Source organism: Fulvivirga sp. AWR4_260, assembly GCF_056158185.1.
Genome location: NZ_JBSWSU010000015.1, coordinates 1,371,945 through 1,388,070 on the forward strand (window position 1 = coordinate 1,371,945; position 16,126 = coordinate 1,388,070).

A 16,126-nucleotide genomic window follows, 5' to 3' on the forward strand; every position below is an offset into this window, starting at 1 on the left:
TAATGCCATCTACTTCACTGTAAATTGAATTTGGCGATTCTGATCGTAAGTAGATGATTAATTGATAGTTAAATGAATAACAATGTGAAAATATGAAAAAAAAGCTACAATTTTTACTATTGATGAGCTCAAAGTTGATGCTATATGGTGTCTTTCTACAAATGTTATTTGTAGGGGTGCTATTGGCTAATGGAGGCAATGCACAAACAAAAAGTGTTAAAGAGGTGTATGTCAATGTTGATATGCACGAAGCTTCTATAGCTAATGTTTTTAAGTTAATAGAGAAGAAAACGAATTTCAATTTTCTGTTTGATAGGAGTGATATAGATCCTGCCAAGAAAATTGATTATAGAGGCCGTGTTTCGGTGGCAGATTTGCTGGTTAAGGTTGCAGAATCTGCTAATCTGAGGTTCAGGCAGATTAATAACCAGATTAATGTGAGGCAGATGTCAGCATCAGGTTTAGATACTGATAACCTTGCTATTGAAATAGATCCTATAAAAATTACCGGAGTAGTAGTGGCTGACGATGGTTCAGGAGGTTTGCCTGGCGTTAACGTAAGTGTGAAAGGTACTACTCTAGGTTCTATTACAGATATTGAAGGTAGATATACTATTCAGGTCCCATCCAAAGATGCTGTGCTAATATTTTCCTATATCGGTTATGTTACTGAAGAGGTAAAGGTAGGAGAGAAGAGCATAATTGATGTTACACTAGCATCAGATATTACCACCCTGCAAGATGTAGTAGTGGTTGGTTATGGAGAGCAAAAGAAAATTAGTGTAGTAGGTGCTCAGTCAGAAGTGCCCATTAAAGAATTACAGCAGCCTGTAGCCAATGTGTCTACTATGCTGGCAGGGCGTATTTCTGGGCTTACTGGTGTTCAGCGTTCGGGGCAGCCTGGCTACGATGGTGCTGATATTTGGATTAGAGGTATCTCCACCTTTACGGGAGCGGGCAACTCGCCACTTATTTTGGTAGATGGTGTAGAAAGGTCTATGAATAACCTAGACCCGCAAGACATTGAGTCTTTTACCGTATTGAAAGATGCCGCTGCTACCGCAGTGTATGGGGTAAGAGGTGCTAATGGGGTTATTCTTATTAATACTAAAGAAGGTAAAGTAGGACCTCCAAAAGTAACTTTTGATTACAATGAAGGTATCACGGAATTTACAAAAATTCCAGATTTGGCAGATGGTGTTACTTATATGATGCTGGCCAATGAAGCCTTAACTACTCGTGGTCAAAATGCCAAATACTCTGAAGAAACCATTCGAAATACCATTAGCGGAGTTGATCCTTATGTTTACCCCAATGTAGATTGGTTTGATGAGGTGTTTAAAGATCAAGGAAGGAATAGAAAAGGAACTATCAATGTGAATGGTGGAGCTGAGAATGCTCAATATTATGTTTCTTTGGGCTATTATGATGAAACAGGGTTGTTTAATACCGATGCTTTAGAAGAATATAATTCTACTACTCGTTATAAAAGATACAATGTTACCACTAATGTTAACATTGATTTAACCAAAACCACAAAGCTTGATTTAGGTATTCAAGGTTATATTTCTGAAGGAAATTACCCGGCAGAAAAGGCTGAGGATATTTTCTTTCAGTCCATGCTAGTGCCACCGGTTGAGTATCCGGTGATGTACCCGGGAGGTTATGTGCCAGGTAGAAGCTCTAACGGTGATTTAAGAAACCCATATGCTGATGTGGCACTTCGTGGTTATAGAAATGAAACTAAAAATCAGATATACTCTAATTTCAAATTAACTCAGAAGTTAGATTCCTGGACCAAAGGGCTGTCATGGTCGGGGTTATTCGCTTTTGATGCTTACAATGAGCATATCATTACAAGAAACAAAAGAGAAAGCACATGGATTATTGATCAAAATAATCCTAGAAATGCAGACGGAACATTAAACTTAGGTACTCAGCCTACTTTTGCAGGACAGAATTTCTTGTCGTATGGTAGGCAAAATGGTGGAAATAGAAGGTTTTACCTTCAAACATCTTTCCATTATGATAGGGCTTTTGGAAAGCATTATGTTGGGGGGCTATTGCTGTTTAACCGTACTGACTACAATAATGCTTTTGCAGATAATTTCACGGAATCTATTCCTTTTCGTAACCAAGGTTTTGCTGGTAGAGCTACTTACTCTTATGACGATCGTTATTTCGTAGAAGTAAACGCGGGTTATAACGGGTCTGAAAATTTTGCTCCTGACAACAGGTATGGATTTTTCCCTTCTTTTGCTTTAGGCTGGGTGCTTTCTAATGAACAGTTCTTTGAGCCTTTAGATAATGTATTCGATTTTTTCAAAATTCGCTACTCTGACGGTAAAGTAGGTTCGGCCTCAGGAGCAGGTAGGTTTGCTTACCTCAGCTTTATGGATGATAGTGATGGTGTTAACGGATTTCAATTTGGGGAGAGCCCGTTGGGGTACGGAGGTATTTCAGAATCTTCTTACGGGGTAGATGTTACTTGGTCAGAGTCTAGAAAACAAGATTTAGGTCTTGAATTGTATGCTTTTAACAGAAGCCTTCAAATTATTGTAGATGTATTTAAAGAGCGTACGGAAGGTTCGTTCCTTCAAAGAGGCATAGTGCCTAACTACATTGGTTTGGCTACAGACCCGTATGGCAACTTGGGTATAGTTGAAAATAAAGGTACCGATGGAAGTATCAACTATAACAAAACCTTTAATGAAGTAAGGTTAGGCTTTAGAGGTACTTTCTCTTATAACAAAAACAAAATCATTGAGAATGACCAGCCTAAGACATTGTACCCGTGGCTAAATGAAAGGGGGAGAGGTGTATTAGCTCGAGAAGGTTATGTGGCGGAGAGACTATTTACATTAGAAGATGATGTAAATGGAGATGGTTTTATTGACCAGCAAGATGGCGATGAATACGCTAAGCAATTTGGACAAGTAATGCCGGGTGATATTAAGTACAAAGATTTGAATGGCGATGGTGAGATCAATGCTTATGACCGTACTCAAATCGGAAATGGAGATGTACCATCCTTCACTTATGGCTTTGGTATAAGTGGCGGTTATAAAGGCTTTGACATAAGCTTATTTTTCCAAGGCCAGCATGATGCCGATATATTATTGGGCCAAGAAGGTAATGATCCATGGTTTTCTAAATTAGGTATTATGCCCTTTACTGGCGATGGTGGTAGCGGTAACTTGTATAGTATTGCCACTGATCGTTGGACAGAAGAAAATAATAATGCCTACGCCACTTTCCCAAGACTTTCCTACGGTGCTTCGGGTGTTGGGCAGTCTAACAATACACAGCCTAGTACCTGGTGGATTAGAGATGTAGATTTTTTAAGATTGAAAACGGCTGAGATTGGTTATACCCTGCCAAAAAGAACGGTGGATAAATATGGTTTAAGCAATGTGAGGTTTTATCTGAGGGGAGTCAACCTGCTTACTTTCAGTGAATTCGATCTGTGGGATCCTGAATTGCTTACTTCTAACGGAGGTGCATACCCCAACACCAGGATATGCTCATTGGGTGTAAATGTTCAATTTTAATATGCTGAGCAATATGAATAAGATAAAAATATTAATATCAACAATACTTCTTCTCTCTGTTGTATGCAGCTGTGATGACGATTACTTAGATCAGGTGCCTGATGACAGACTTACATTTGAAGAGACTTTCAATAAAAAAAGTACGGTAGATGAGTACTTGGCAAATGTCTATTTCAGGATGCCCAATGAGTATGCGCAAAGGTATACTGCCGTTGAAAACTCGGGGCCATGGACAGGCGCTTCTGATGAAGCAGAGTATGTTTGGTCGTTCTCTGGCAGTAACTATCTTAACATTGGAGATTTTAATACCAGCACAGGTTTTGTAAGTACGCTTTGGTCTAATTTCTACAGAGCTATTAGAAACGCTACTAACTTTATTAATAATGTAGATAATTGTGAAAATTGTACTGACCTAATAAAGACTCAATATAAAGCGGAAGCTAGAATATTAAGAGCGTTCTTTTATTATAACTTGGTACGTACTTGGGGGCCTGTGCTTTTAATGGGTGATGAGCCTATATCACCCAGTGCAGATCTTTCTTCTTTAAAGTTAGAGAGAGCAACCATGGCCGAATGTGTAGACTATATCATATCTGAATTAGAAATTGGAGCTGAAATATTAAAGAATACACCTTTTAGAGAAGCATATGCAGGTAGAATGAGCAGACCCTTTGCCTTGGCGCTCAAAGAAAAAGTGCTGTTGCTTAATGCAAGTCCTTTGTTTAATGGCAATGCACAATATGCTGGAATGAAAAACTCTGAAGGGGTGGAGCTTATTGCTCAAGGAGTGGATAACAATAAATGGAAAATGGCAGCAGATGCGGCTAAAGCTTTTATTGATGAATATGTGCCAGGTTCTTTCAGTCTTTATAAAGAGAATGATGCCAATGGGGTATTCAATCCTTATCTCTCTACTAGAAATGTAATGTTTACTGATTGGAATGATGAGATTATCTATGCTCGTCCTCGTGGTTCCATATATTTATATTATGATGTTACTCCATATCATGCCGGCTATGACGGTTCTTTAAAAGGAGCCGGTGGTTTAGGGGCAACTCAGGAAATAGTAGACGCATATTTTATGAACAATGGAAGGACCATCGATGATCCGTTGTCTGGTTATCAAACTACTGGGTTTTCTGATTTTCAAGCTCCTTATGATTTTGAAGAAAGAGAAACATTTAATCAGTGGGTGAATAGGGAGCCGAGGTTTTATGTTGGCATTACTTATAACAACAGCCTTTGGCTTAACAGAACCTTGGGGAATGTAATTACTGAAACTTGGTATGGAGGTAATAGCGGTAAAAAGGTAGGGGTAAATGACTATAGCCCCACAGGTTATATTGTAAGGAAAGGAATACATACTCAAGCCTGGACAAATGCAAATTACTCCATACCGGTACTGAGGTTGGCAGAGATCTACCTAGATTATGCTGAAGCATTAAACGAATATGCGCCAGGCTCACCCGAAATCTTACTTTATCTGAATCTAATACGTGAAAGAGCAGGTATTCCTGAGTATGGTAGTAATGATTTGCCTGCGCCATCAGGACAGGCTGCCATGCGAGAGGCTATTAGAAAGGAAAGAAGGGTAGAGCTTGCATTCGAATCTGTACGATACTTTGATGCTCGCAGATGGTTAATTGCTGAGGATAAATTTGGTGGTGCTATGCACGGAATGGATATTCAGGCCGAAGAGGAAGAAGATTTTTATAATGTAGTCACATTTGAAAATAGAGTGTTTAATGCTCGTCATTACTTATGGCCCATCCCTCAAGATGAGGTTGATACTAATCCTTTATTGGTTCAAAATTCAGGATGGTAAAAGGCTTTCTTATCTCAATTATTAATTCAATGTGAATCCGATGATTAAAAGAATAAAATATTATAAAATATTGGTGCTTGCCATGGCGTTGGGGGTGTCTACGTTGGGGTATACTCAGGACCTTATAGAGCAAGAAACCGATGGTGAGTTGACCGTTTCAGCAGAGAATACTAATGCCGCTGAAAATTCTGAAAAGGTGATTGATAATAATATCGAAACTAAGTTTTTGCTCTACACTTTTGAAGGGTTAACTATTCAGTACAAATTTTCTAGTGCTAAAGTAGTGGATGGGTATAGTATTACTTCTGCTAACGATGCCCAGGATAGAGACCCCAGAGACTGGAAATTGCAAGGTTCTAATGATGGGGAAACTTGGACTACCATTCATACAGTAACCAATACTAGTTTTGATAGCCGATATTTCACCAAAAGTTTTGATTTAACCAACAATATAGCATACGCCTATTACAGGTTAAATATTAGTGCTATTAAATCTGGAGGCAATGGTTTATTTCAGCTGGCAGAGTGGAGATTGTTTAAGGTGCAGGCACCTCCTGCACCATCTGATCTATCTGTAACATCTACTGCACCTACTGAAAATTACCTCAGTTGGACAGATAATAGCACTTCTGCAGCAGATCAGGAAAGCTATTTCATAGTTGAAAGAGCAGCAGGAGCAGGTCAGTTTATGGTTGTTGATTCTGTAGGCGCAGACGTAAACACGTATACAGATGGTAGCGCAATGCCTAATACCTCATATGAGTACAGGGTGAAAGCAGTGAGAAAAGTTTCATCAGGTTATTCTAATACAGTCTCAGTATCTACTTCTGCTTCAAGCGGAATTTACGGAGATGTTACTGATGATGGAGGTAGCTTGTTTGTGGAGTTTGAGTCAGATAACGAAAATGAGAATTCACCCAAGATTATAGATAACAATTATGGTACAAAGTATTTGTATGGAGCTTCTACTGCCGCCTTTGAACCACTTTGGGTAGCTTATACGTCATCAGAGGCAGCTCCATTATTATTAACTAAGTATAGAATTACTACAGGTAATGATGCTCCTGATCGAGACCCGAAAGCATGGGCTTTAAAAGCTTCGGTAGATAGTGCCACTTGGGATCTGCTAGATGCTAGAAGCGGTGTTGAATTTGACAAAAGGTCTACTACTAATACCTTTTTAATTAGTGGAGCTACAGCCAAGGCGTATAAATATTTTGTACTAGATGTTACTAGTAACAATGGGAGCTCGGCCTTTCAGTTTGCCGAATTAGAAATTTTTGGATATGCCGAAGGAGCAGTGGAAATACCTACCAACTTAGCAGTTTCTGATAGCACTTTTGAGTCTATAGAAATCATGTGGCAAGATAATAGTTCTTCTGAAACAGGCTTTATTGTTGAAAGGTCAGAAGATGGTGTCAGCTATGAAGTAATTGGTGAATTAGCTGCTAATGTGAATACTTTCTCGGATACAGATTTAGGCTCTTACACCAAATATTACTACCGTGTGCAGAGTGTGAAGTCAGGCAGTAAATCCAGATATTCTGAAGTTTTGGAGACCATCACAGCTCCTGACCCAAAAATACCTGTTGCACCTATAAATGTGGCAGGCGAAGCATTATCAGCTTATGATATTAAATTAACATGGGAGGATATTACTGATAATGAGGATGGTTTTATTATAGAACGCTCTTTAGACAGTATAAACTTTAAAGCAGTTAACCAAGTAGGTGCTGATGTGGAGGAGTTTGTAGATGGTAATTTAAAAAAAGGAATCAAATATTATTACAGAGTAAAGGCATTTAATGGCTTTGGTGCTACTCAAGTGCCGCCTTCATATATTGAGGTAATTACATTGGGGAGTAATTTTCCTCCTGGTTTTAACACGGTAGATGATCAGGTGGCGTGTGCTGTTGATACGCGTTATCAAGTATTGATTGATGGTATTACAGCAGGAGAGGGGGAAGCCGATCAAAAATTACAGTTTAGTGTAAGCACTGATTTTCCTGAGCTTTTTAATGAGTTAGAAATAACGTCAACCACTACAGATTTCACTTATCTTAATTATACTACCACTACCGATACTATTCCTATTGCTACAGTGACCATTACACTAAAAGACGATGGAGGTAATAATAACGGTGGAGTAGATACTTATGAGCAGACCTTTTTGCTCACTGTGGATAGCACTATAGTTTCTGCTTCGGTGGATACCTCTAATCCTGTTGAAAGAGGGGCGGTAATAACATTATCTGCAGAGGGAGGTGTGTCTTATCATTGGCAGGATGCTCCTGGATATGTTGCAGGCCAAGATAAAGGGGATGTTCAAGTGAAGCCTACCCAAGATTTTCCATATGTGGTAGATATTCTTAGTCCGCAAGGCTGTGTGTTAACGGATACCGTAACGGTGAAAATGGCCGGTAGCTATGCTGTGGAACCTAATAATATATTAACACCGAATAATGATGGTTATAATGATACATGGGTGATTTGGAATGTGACATCATTTGAAGAAAATGAAGTAAAAGTATTTGACAGATCGGGACGTACGGTATATAGCGCCATAAATTATGACAACTCATGGGATGGTACTGCTGATAACGGTAAAAAGCTAGAGTCAGGAGTCTACTATTATGCAATTATATTAGGCCGTGGTTTGCCTAGGCTTACAGGAAGTTTAACTATCATCCACTAAAAGTCTCGAATCAATGAAAATAACAATAAATAAAAAAATAAAGTATGCCAGTGTAGCATTGGTGCTAGCATTAATGACAGGTGCTAAGTTTGCTTCAGCGCAGGTTAATACTTTAGGCTCGGCATATTATCAAAATCAATATCAGGTTAATCCGGCTTTAGCAGGTGCCAAGTCAGGCGATTTACTAATCAATGCTTCCTATCGTAAGCAAGCAACTGATATAGACGGGGCAGCACATGTTCAGGCTTTTACTGTAGAGTATGGCATGAATCCTAAAATGGGTGTAGGACTTAATATTTATAGAGAAAAAATAGGTTTGTTAGAATTCAGTAGGGTAATGGCCAGTTATGCATATCATTTACCTATGGCTGATAATCAGGAGTTAAGCTTTGGGCTTTCTGCAGGTGTAATTAGTCAGCAACTAGATGTAGATGGTATTAAGGGCGATGCTGGAGATCCTACAGCCATGGCTTTCGATAGTCAGGGAGCTACCTTTGATGTAGATTTCGGTGTAGCTTATCAGTTCAATGCACTGAAAGTGCAGGTGGCAGCCTTGCATTTAGGTACTTATGCTGATAATGAAAATATCATCTCTACCATAAGAAAGCCTACATATTTTGGGGCGGCAAGTTATAAAGTTACCCTCAAAGAGGCAGGTGTTAATTCCATTACGCTTGAGCCAAAAATATGTTATAGAAAGGTGGAGGATTATGATGGAATTATGGATGTTGGGTTTCAACTTGGCTTTCTTGGTGACAACCTAAACTTTATGACCATGTACCACAGCTCTCAAAATACATCAATGGGGGTAAGCTTTAGGCTGCTCGATGCTGTAAGACTCAATGGAGTTTATACCACCGATGCTAAAGATTTTGATGGGCTGGCAGGTAGTGACTATGAAATAGCCCTGCAAATACTTTTAAACAAATTCGTTAGTTTAAGTAAATAGTTAAAGGTAGAGGAGGCTGTTCTGTTCAGCCTCCTTTTTATTTCTTAATGTATGACATAAATTCAAGGGGAATATTTCATTAAACGCTAGTCGATAACATAACTTATTAAACAAAACACATAATGATTATTAATAAAATTAAAGCACTATTTACTATAGCCGCACTTCTTGTTTTAACAGGGGCATTTTCAAATTCTTATGCCCAGGTGGTATATAAAAAAAGTGGATATACACTTACTATTAATAACCAATCAGAAGATTTGGATGGTGATGTTTTAAATAATTTAATAGAAACATTTTTTACGGTCTACCCCGTTTTAGCCAGAAGTTATAATGAAAATGCTGTGAAAGATGTGGAGTTTTTCATTGATCCTGAATATAAAGGAGTGGCCGAGGCAGGAGGAGGTAGAGTGAGAATTAGTTCTAATTGGCTGAAGCAAAAGCCGGATGATTTTGATTTGGTTACGCATGAAGTGATGCACTTGGTGCAGGCTTACCCTAATGAGGCAGGTCCTTGGTGGGTGACAGAAGGTATTGCTGATTATGCTAGGTATGTATATGGTGTGGATAACCTCAAAGGTGGTTGGGCTATGCCAGAGTATAATAGCGAGCAAAACTACGATAATAGTTACCGAATTACCGCCCGTTTCTTCTTATGGATCGATAGAAAGGTGAAGCCGGGTTTTATCAAAAACCTTGATAATGCCATGAGAACTAAAACTTATACCGATAAAATATGGAAAAACGAGACCGGTAAGAATATTGATGACTTATGGAAGGCATATACCGCTAACCCAGTTATCTGACCACGAGAAATAATTAATTGCAAAATCGTCAGATAGGTTTGGTAAACCGATTTAGAAACCGCAATTTTAAGGTATGCTGAGGAATGAAGGCTCCTCAGCATATTCAAACTAAGCTAATTCTAACATTAAATTTCAAAATGAGGATTTTCTATATTTTCACTGTTTTGTTTATCTATAGTTTGGCTGCATCAGCTCAAATGGTAGATAAAGTTACCGACCCGGTTGATTACGTAAACCCATTGATGGGTACTGATTCTGATCCAGGTCTTTCCAATGGAAACACTTACCCTGCTATAGCAGTGCCATGGGGCATGAATTTCTGGACAGCGCAGACAGGGCCAATGGGCCACGGATGGGCTTATACTTATAATAGTCATAAGATTAGAGGATTTAAGCAGACACACCAGCCATCGCCATGGATGAATGATTATGGTCAATTTTCGATCATGCCTGTAATCGGTAAAAAGTTTAACCAAGATGCACGTGCAAGTTGGTTTTCTCACAAAGCAGAGGTAGTAAAGCCTTATTATTATAGTGTTTACTTGGCAGATCATGATGTAACTGTTGAGTTAACACCTACTGAAAGAGCTGCTCAGTTTCAAATTACTTTTCCGGAGTCTGATAGCGCTTATATTGTTGTAGATCCTTTCGATAAAGGTTCATACGTAAAGGTGATACCTGAAGAGAATAAAATTATTGGGTACACTACCAAATATGCCAGAGGTAAGCTTACTAATTTTAAAAACTACTTTGTAATTAAATTTGATAAAGCTTTCACAGACGTAAGTACTTGGGATGGTGATAAATTAGCTGCTGATAAAGCCGAAATGACAGCTGATCATGCTGGAGCCATTGTTGGTTTTAAAACTTCTAAAGAAGAAAAAATACACGTACAAGTAGCTTCTTCTTTTATTAGCTTCGAGCAGGCAGAGCTTAACCTAACGAGAGAAATCGGTAAAGATGATTTTGCTACTACCGAGAAAAAGGCACGTGATCTTTGGAATAAAACATTAGGTAAAATTAAGGTAGAAGGTGGTACCATCGATCAGGTGAGAACTTTCTACTCATGTTTATACAGAACTTTGTTCTTCCCTAATAAGCTTTACGAAATAAACGAAAAAGATGAAATAGTACACTGGAGTCCTTATAATGGTAAAATATTGCCAGGGTACATGTTTGCAGGTACAGGCTTTTGGGATACTTTCAGAGCACTTTATCCATTCTTAAACCTTGTTTATCCATCAATAAATAAAGAGATGCAAGCAGGTTTGGCTAATGACTACAAAGAAGGCGGTTGGTTGCCAGAGTGGTCTAGCCCTGGTTATGCTAATATTATGGTGGGTAATAATTCTGCTTCTGTTGTTTCTGATGCGTACATCAAAGGCCTAAGAGGTTATGATATTGAAACATTATACGAAGCATTAATTCATGGCGCTAACAATGCCGGGCCTATGACTGCAGTGGGTAGAGCTGGTGCTGAGTACTATGTAGACCTCGGTTATGTACCTTATGATATTGGCTTAAATGAAAGCGCAGCAAGGTCATTAGAATATGCTTATGATGATTTTGCTATTTATCAATTGGCAAAAGCTTTAGGGAAGAAGAAAAAAGAAATTAAGTTATACAGAGAAAGAGCCATGAATTATAAGAAACTCTTTGACCCTGCTACAGGTTTGATGAGAGGTAAAAATAAAGACGGTTCATTCCAAACACCATTTAATCCTTTTAAGTGGGGCGATGCATTTACTGAAGGAAACAGCTGGCACTATAGCTGGTCAGTATTTCACGATCCTCAAGGGTTAGTAGATTTAATGGGAGGTAAAGATAATTTTGTGGCCAAGTTAGATAGTGTGTTTGATCTTCCTCCAATTTTTGATGATAGCTATTACGGTGGTGTTATCCATGAAATTAGAGAAATGCAAATCGCTGATATGGGGCAGTATGCTCATGGTAACCAGCCAATACAGCATATGATTTACATGTATAACTATGCTGGTGCACCTTGGAAAGCTCAGTATTGGGCCAGAGAAACCATGAACAGAATGTATAAGCCTACACCAGATGGCTATTGTGGAGATGAAGACAATGGACAAACTTCTGCTTGGTATGTGTTCTCTTCTATGGGATTCTATCCGGTGTGTCCTGCTGTTAATCAATATGTGTTAGGAGCCCCATTATTTAAAAAAGTAACTGTTGAGTTAGAAAATGGAAATAAGCTTGAGATTAATGCAAAAGAGAATAGTGATGCAAATCGTTATGTTCAGAAGCTTACTATCAACGGAACGGAGAGCACAAAGAATTACCTAGACCACAACGAGATAGTAAAAGGGGCTACGCTTAATTTTGAAATGGGCGATAAGCCAAATAAAAATAGAGGAGTAAATAAGGAAGACTTCCCTTATTCTCTATCTAACGAGAAATAACTACAATTATACAGATCAAATAAATGATTAAGAAAAATTGGCTATATGGCGTGTTGCTTAGTGCGGTTGCATTTAATGGTCATGCGCAAGATAAAGACGATAAAAACCTTGTTCAGTATGTAGACCCCATGATTGGCACGGCCAAAATGGGGCATACTTATCCGGGTGCTACAGCTCCTTTCGGTATGGTGCAGCTGAGCCCTGATACCGATACCATTCCCTATGCAGTAGATGGTAAATATACTGGAGATGTGTATAAGTATTGTGCTGGTTATCAGTATGAAGATAAAACCATAGTAGGTTTTAGTCATACGCACTTTAGTGGTACTGGGCATTCTGATTTAGGAGATTTTTTAGTGATGCCTACCACTGGCAAACTTCAATTGAACCCAGGAACTGCCGACCATCCTGAGAGTGGATATAGATCAAAGTTCAGTCATGATAATGAAACCGCTGAAGCGGGTTATTATAAAGTAAAGCTTGATGACGATAATATTACTGCTGAATTAACCGCAACTACTCGCGTGGGTGTTCACCAGTACACTTTTCCAGAGTCAAAAGAGGCTCATATCATTCTTGACATGATGTATGGCATATATAACTATGACGAGAAGACAACATGGGCTTTTATCAGAATGGAGAATGATACGTTGGTTACAGGTTATAAATCTACCAACGGCTGGGCAAGAACTAGAACAGAATATTTTGCCATGGCTTTTAGTAAGCCAATAAAAACTTATGGTTTCAAAAGCTATGAAAAACATCCTTATCATGGTTTTTGGGGTAGATTCGATCAGGAACATAATTTCCCTGAAGCAGCAAATGAGAAGATAAGAGCGCATTTTGATTTTGAAACTCAAGAAGGAGAAAAAATTAAAGTGAAATTTGCCTTGTCTCCAGTGAGCACAGAAAATGCTATCGAAAATATGAAAGCAGAAGTGCCAGGGTGGGATTTTGATGCTGTTAAAAAGCAAACCCAATCAGCCTGGAATAAAGAGCTGAGCAAAGTGGTGGCCGATGCAGGCAGTGAATATGAGATGAAGAATTTCTACACCGCAATGTATCATGCCTTTTTAGGGCCTACCGTTTATATGGATGTAAATGGCGAGTACAAAGGTTTAGACCAAAATGTACACAAGGCCGATGGATTTACTAATTATACAAGTTTTTCTTTATGGGATACTTATCGTGCCTTACATCCTTTATTTAATGTTTTACAGCCAACCAGAAACCAAAACATGGTGCAAAGTATGCTTGCTCACTATGATCAAAGTGTACACAAAATGTTGCCCATTTGGTCACACTATGGAAATGAAAACTGGTGTATGATAGGCTACCACAGTGTGCCGGTTATCGCTGATGCAGTAATAAAAGGGAATGCTGACTTTGATGTAGAGCATGCTTTACAAGCTTGTATCAACACGGCAAATACAAGATATTTTGATGGTATAGGCGAATATATTGATCGTGGATTTGTGCCAGAAGACAAGAGCAGAGCTTCTGTGTCCAAAACATTAGAGTATGCTTTTGATGATTGGTGCATAGCTCAAATGGCTAAGAAGTTGGGTAAAGAGGATGTATACAAAGAGTTTATGAAGCGTTCAGAAAACTACAAAAATGTATATGATCCTAAAACTGGTTTCATGAGACCTAAATTGGCTAATGGCGAGTGGGTGAAAGAATTTGATCCATTAGATACACATTGGAAAGGTTTTATTGAAGGTAATTCGTGGAACTACAGTCTTTATGTGCCGCAAGATCCTGCTGCTATGATAGAAATGATGGGAGGTAAAGATAAGTTTACTCCTCATTTAGATTCATTATTCTCAATGGAGCTGCCAGATAAGTATTTTGAGCATACAGAAGATATCAGTAGAGATGGAATTATAGGAAACTATGTGCATGGTAATGAGCCATCGCACCATGTGGTATATCTGTATAACTGGACTGATCAGCCATGGAAGGCTCAGGATAAGATTAGAATGATTTTAAAAGCCATGTATAAACCTGCAGCCAATGGCTTAGGAGGTAATGACGACTTCGGGCAGATGAGTGCTTGGTACTTGTTCAGTTCATTGGGCTTTTATCCTGTTGCACCAGGATCTAATCAGTACATGCTAGGAAGCCCAGCTGTAAAATCTGCTACTATCAATTTAGAAAATGGTAAAACATTTAAAATTGAAGCTAAAAAACAAAGTGATAAAAATGTGTATGTTAAAAAAGTGGAGCTAAATGGAAAAGCTGTAAACGAAAGATACATTACACATGAAGATATAGAAAAAGGTGGTACGCTTACATTTTATATGAGTAGCAAACCAACCAAATAAGACAATAGATTTAGTAATAGTGGACGGAAAGGTACAGCGGGTGGTATTTATTTATCATTGCTGTGCCTTTTTTTGTTTGCGCTAAACGATTAACGTACAAACTCCTAATAACTACTACCCATGAAAAAACGCGATTTTATTAAAACTTCTGCCTTAATAGGCACCGGAGCTATGCTTGCCAATCCTTGGTCATTATTGGCTAAAGACAAAGGTTCATTTCCTGTAGTGCGTACTCCCGAGGCTAAGCGTAACTTTAGCAGTAAAGCTATAGAAAAGGCTATTAAGGAATTTAAAAAGCATGTGAGTGACCCCGAATTAGGCTGGTTATTCGAGAACTGCTTTCCCAATACTTTAGATACTACAGTTACCTACACTGAAAAAGGAGGGAAGCCAGATACTTATGTGATTACTGGTGATATAGATGCTATGTGGTTAAGAGATAGTGTAGCTCAGGTGTGGCCGTACATGAAGTTTGTAGATAAAGATGAAAAGCTTAAAAGTTTAATTGCCGGGGTTATTAACAGGCAAATGAGCTATATCATTAAAGATTCTTATGCCAATGCCTTTTACGATGATCCTAAAAAAGTGGGCGAGTGGGCATCGGACTATACCGATATGAAACCCGGAGTGCATGAGCGTAAATGGGAAATAGATTCGTTGTGTTATCCTATAAGGTTGGCTTATAATTATTGGAAAGAGACTGGAGATACTGCTCCTTTTGATGACAACTGGCATAACGCCATGAAGTTGGTGCTCAGTACCTTTAAAGATCAGCAGAGAAAAGAAGGTAGAGGTAAATATCACTTCCAAAGAAATACGCCAAGAGCAACAGACTCTTTGCCTATGTCAGGTTATGGTTACCCTGTAAATCCAGTAGGTTTAATCTCTTCAAGCTTCCGACCTAGTGACGATGCTACTATTTACCCTTTTCTAATTCCTTCAAATTTCTTTGCGGTAGTGAGTTTAAATCAGGCTGCAGAAATGCTAATAGCATTGAAGAATGACAGTGCCACGGCTTCACAAATGAAAGCAATGGCTAAAGAGGTGAAGGCTGCTATTGATAAATATGCGGTAGTTGAACATCCTAAATTTGGTAAAATCTATGCTTATGAAGTAAACGGATTTGGTAGCTATAATTTAATGGACGATTCTAATGTGCCGAGTCTTCTTTCCTTGCCTTATCTCGATGCTATAGATGTGAAGGATCCATTATATGTGAACACCCGTAACTATGTACTTTCTGATAGTAATCCGTTTTTCTTTAAAGGCAAAGCTGCCGAAGGCATAGGTGGCCCACACGTAGGTATGGATTTTATATGGCCTATGAGTATTACTATGAGAGGCTTAACCAGCACTGATAATGAGGAAATAAAGGAATGTATACAGATGCTGAAGAAAACGCATGGCGGTACAGGTTTTATGCATGAAGGTTTCCATAAAGATGATCCTACCAATTTTACTAGGTCATGGTTTGCTTGGGCTAACACATTGTTTGGAGAGTTCTTGTATAAGACTTATGAAACAGCACCTAATCTATTAAAAGCTTAATA

8 protein-coding genes are annotated in these 16,126 nt (G+C 38.7%); all 8 read left to right on the forward strand.

Going from position 1 to position 16,126, the window contains the following annotated elements:
- The first annotated feature begins 92 nt into the window (after nucleotides 1-92).
- The 8 genes from ACXACQ_RS12415 (at nucleotide 93) to ACXACQ_RS12450 (ending at nucleotide 16,124) form a co-directional block, all read left to right on the forward strand.
- Nucleotides 93-3,551, forward strand: coding sequence for a SusC/RagA family TonB-linked outer membrane protein (locus ACXACQ_RS12415; protein WP_474976265.1), 3,459 nt, complete (start codon nucleotides 93-95; stop codon nucleotides 3,549-3,551).
- A 13-nt stretch (nucleotides 3,552-3,564) separates the two neighbouring features.
- Complete coding sequence (locus ACXACQ_RS12420) at nucleotides 3,565-5,376, forward strand: RagB/SusD family nutrient uptake outer membrane protein (RefSeq protein ID WP_474976266.1); 1,812 nt, start codon at nucleotides 3,565-3,567, stop codon at nucleotides 5,374-5,376.
- 40 nt (nucleotides 5,377-5,416) lie between these two features.
- The gene (locus tag ACXACQ_RS12425; RefSeq protein WP_474976267.1) at nucleotides 5,417-8,071 is read left to right on the forward strand and encodes a T9SS type B sorting domain-containing protein; all 2,655 of its coding nucleotides are present in this window, start codon (nucleotides 5,417-5,419) and stop codon (nucleotides 8,069-8,071) included.
- Between the two features lie 13 nt (nucleotides 8,072-8,084).
- Nucleotides 8,085-9,020: a PorP/SprF family type IX secretion system membrane protein gene (locus tag ACXACQ_RS12430; protein ID WP_474976268.1), complete on the forward strand. Its 936-nt coding sequence runs from the start codon at nucleotides 8,085-8,087 to the stop codon at nucleotides 9,018-9,020.
- Nucleotides 9,021-9,142: 122 nt separating this feature from the next.
- Nucleotides 9,143-9,826 carry a basic secretory protein-like protein gene (locus tag ACXACQ_RS12435; protein WP_474976269.1) on the forward strand — a complete coding sequence of 228 codons (684 nt, stop codon included), beginning with the start codon at nucleotides 9,143-9,145 and terminating at the stop codon, nucleotides 9,824-9,826.
- A 137-nt stretch (nucleotides 9,827-9,963) separates the two neighbouring features.
- Nucleotides 9,964-12,249, forward strand: a complete 2,286-nt coding sequence (locus ACXACQ_RS12440; RefSeq protein ID WP_474976270.1) for a GH92 family glycosyl hydrolase — start codon at nucleotides 9,964-9,966, stop codon at nucleotides 12,247-12,249.
- 23 nt (nucleotides 12,250-12,272) lie between these two features.
- A complete protein-coding gene (locus ACXACQ_RS12445) occupies nucleotides 12,273-14,576 on the forward strand; it encodes a GH92 family glycosyl hydrolase (RefSeq protein WP_474976271.1) in 2,304 nt (767 codons plus the stop codon).
- A gap of 120 nt (nucleotides 14,577-14,696) precedes the next feature.
- Entirely contained in the window at nucleotides 14,697-16,124 is a 1,428-nt protein-coding gene (locus ACXACQ_RS12450) for a glycoside hydrolase family 125 protein (protein WP_474976272.1), read from the forward strand.
- Nucleotides 16,125-16,126: the final 2 nt, after the last annotated feature.

Excerpts from the sequence above, each read along its gene's own strand:
- ACXACQ_RS12415 (WP_474976265.1), top strand. The coding sequence starts at position 93 with ATGAAAAAAAAGCTACAATTTTTACTATTGATGAGCTCAAAGTTGATG.
- ACXACQ_RS12420 (WP_474976266.1), top strand. The coding sequence starts at position 3,565 with ATGAATAAGATAAAAATATTAATATCAACAATACTTCTTCTCTCTGTT.
- ACXACQ_RS12425 (WP_474976267.1), top strand. The coding sequence starts at position 5,417 with ATGATTAAAAGAATAAAATATTATAAAATATTGGTGCTTGCCATGGCG.
- ACXACQ_RS12430 (WP_474976268.1), top strand. The coding sequence starts at position 8,085 with ATGAAAATAACAATAAATAAAAAAATAAAGTATGCCAGTGTAGCATTG.
- ACXACQ_RS12435 (WP_474976269.1), top strand. The coding sequence starts at position 9,143 with ATGATTATTAATAAAATTAAAGCACTATTTACTATAGCCGCACTTCTT.
- ACXACQ_RS12440 (WP_474976270.1), top strand. The coding sequence starts at position 9,964 with ATGAGGATTTTCTATATTTTCACTGTTTTGTTTATCTATAGTTTGGCT.
- ACXACQ_RS12445 (WP_474976271.1), top strand. The coding sequence starts at position 12,273 with ATGATTAAGAAAAATTGGCTATATGGCGTGTTGCTTAGTGCGGTTGCA.
- ACXACQ_RS12450 (WP_474976272.1), top strand. The coding sequence starts at position 14,697 with ATGAAAAAACGCGATTTTATTAAAACTTCTGCCTTAATAGGCACCGGA.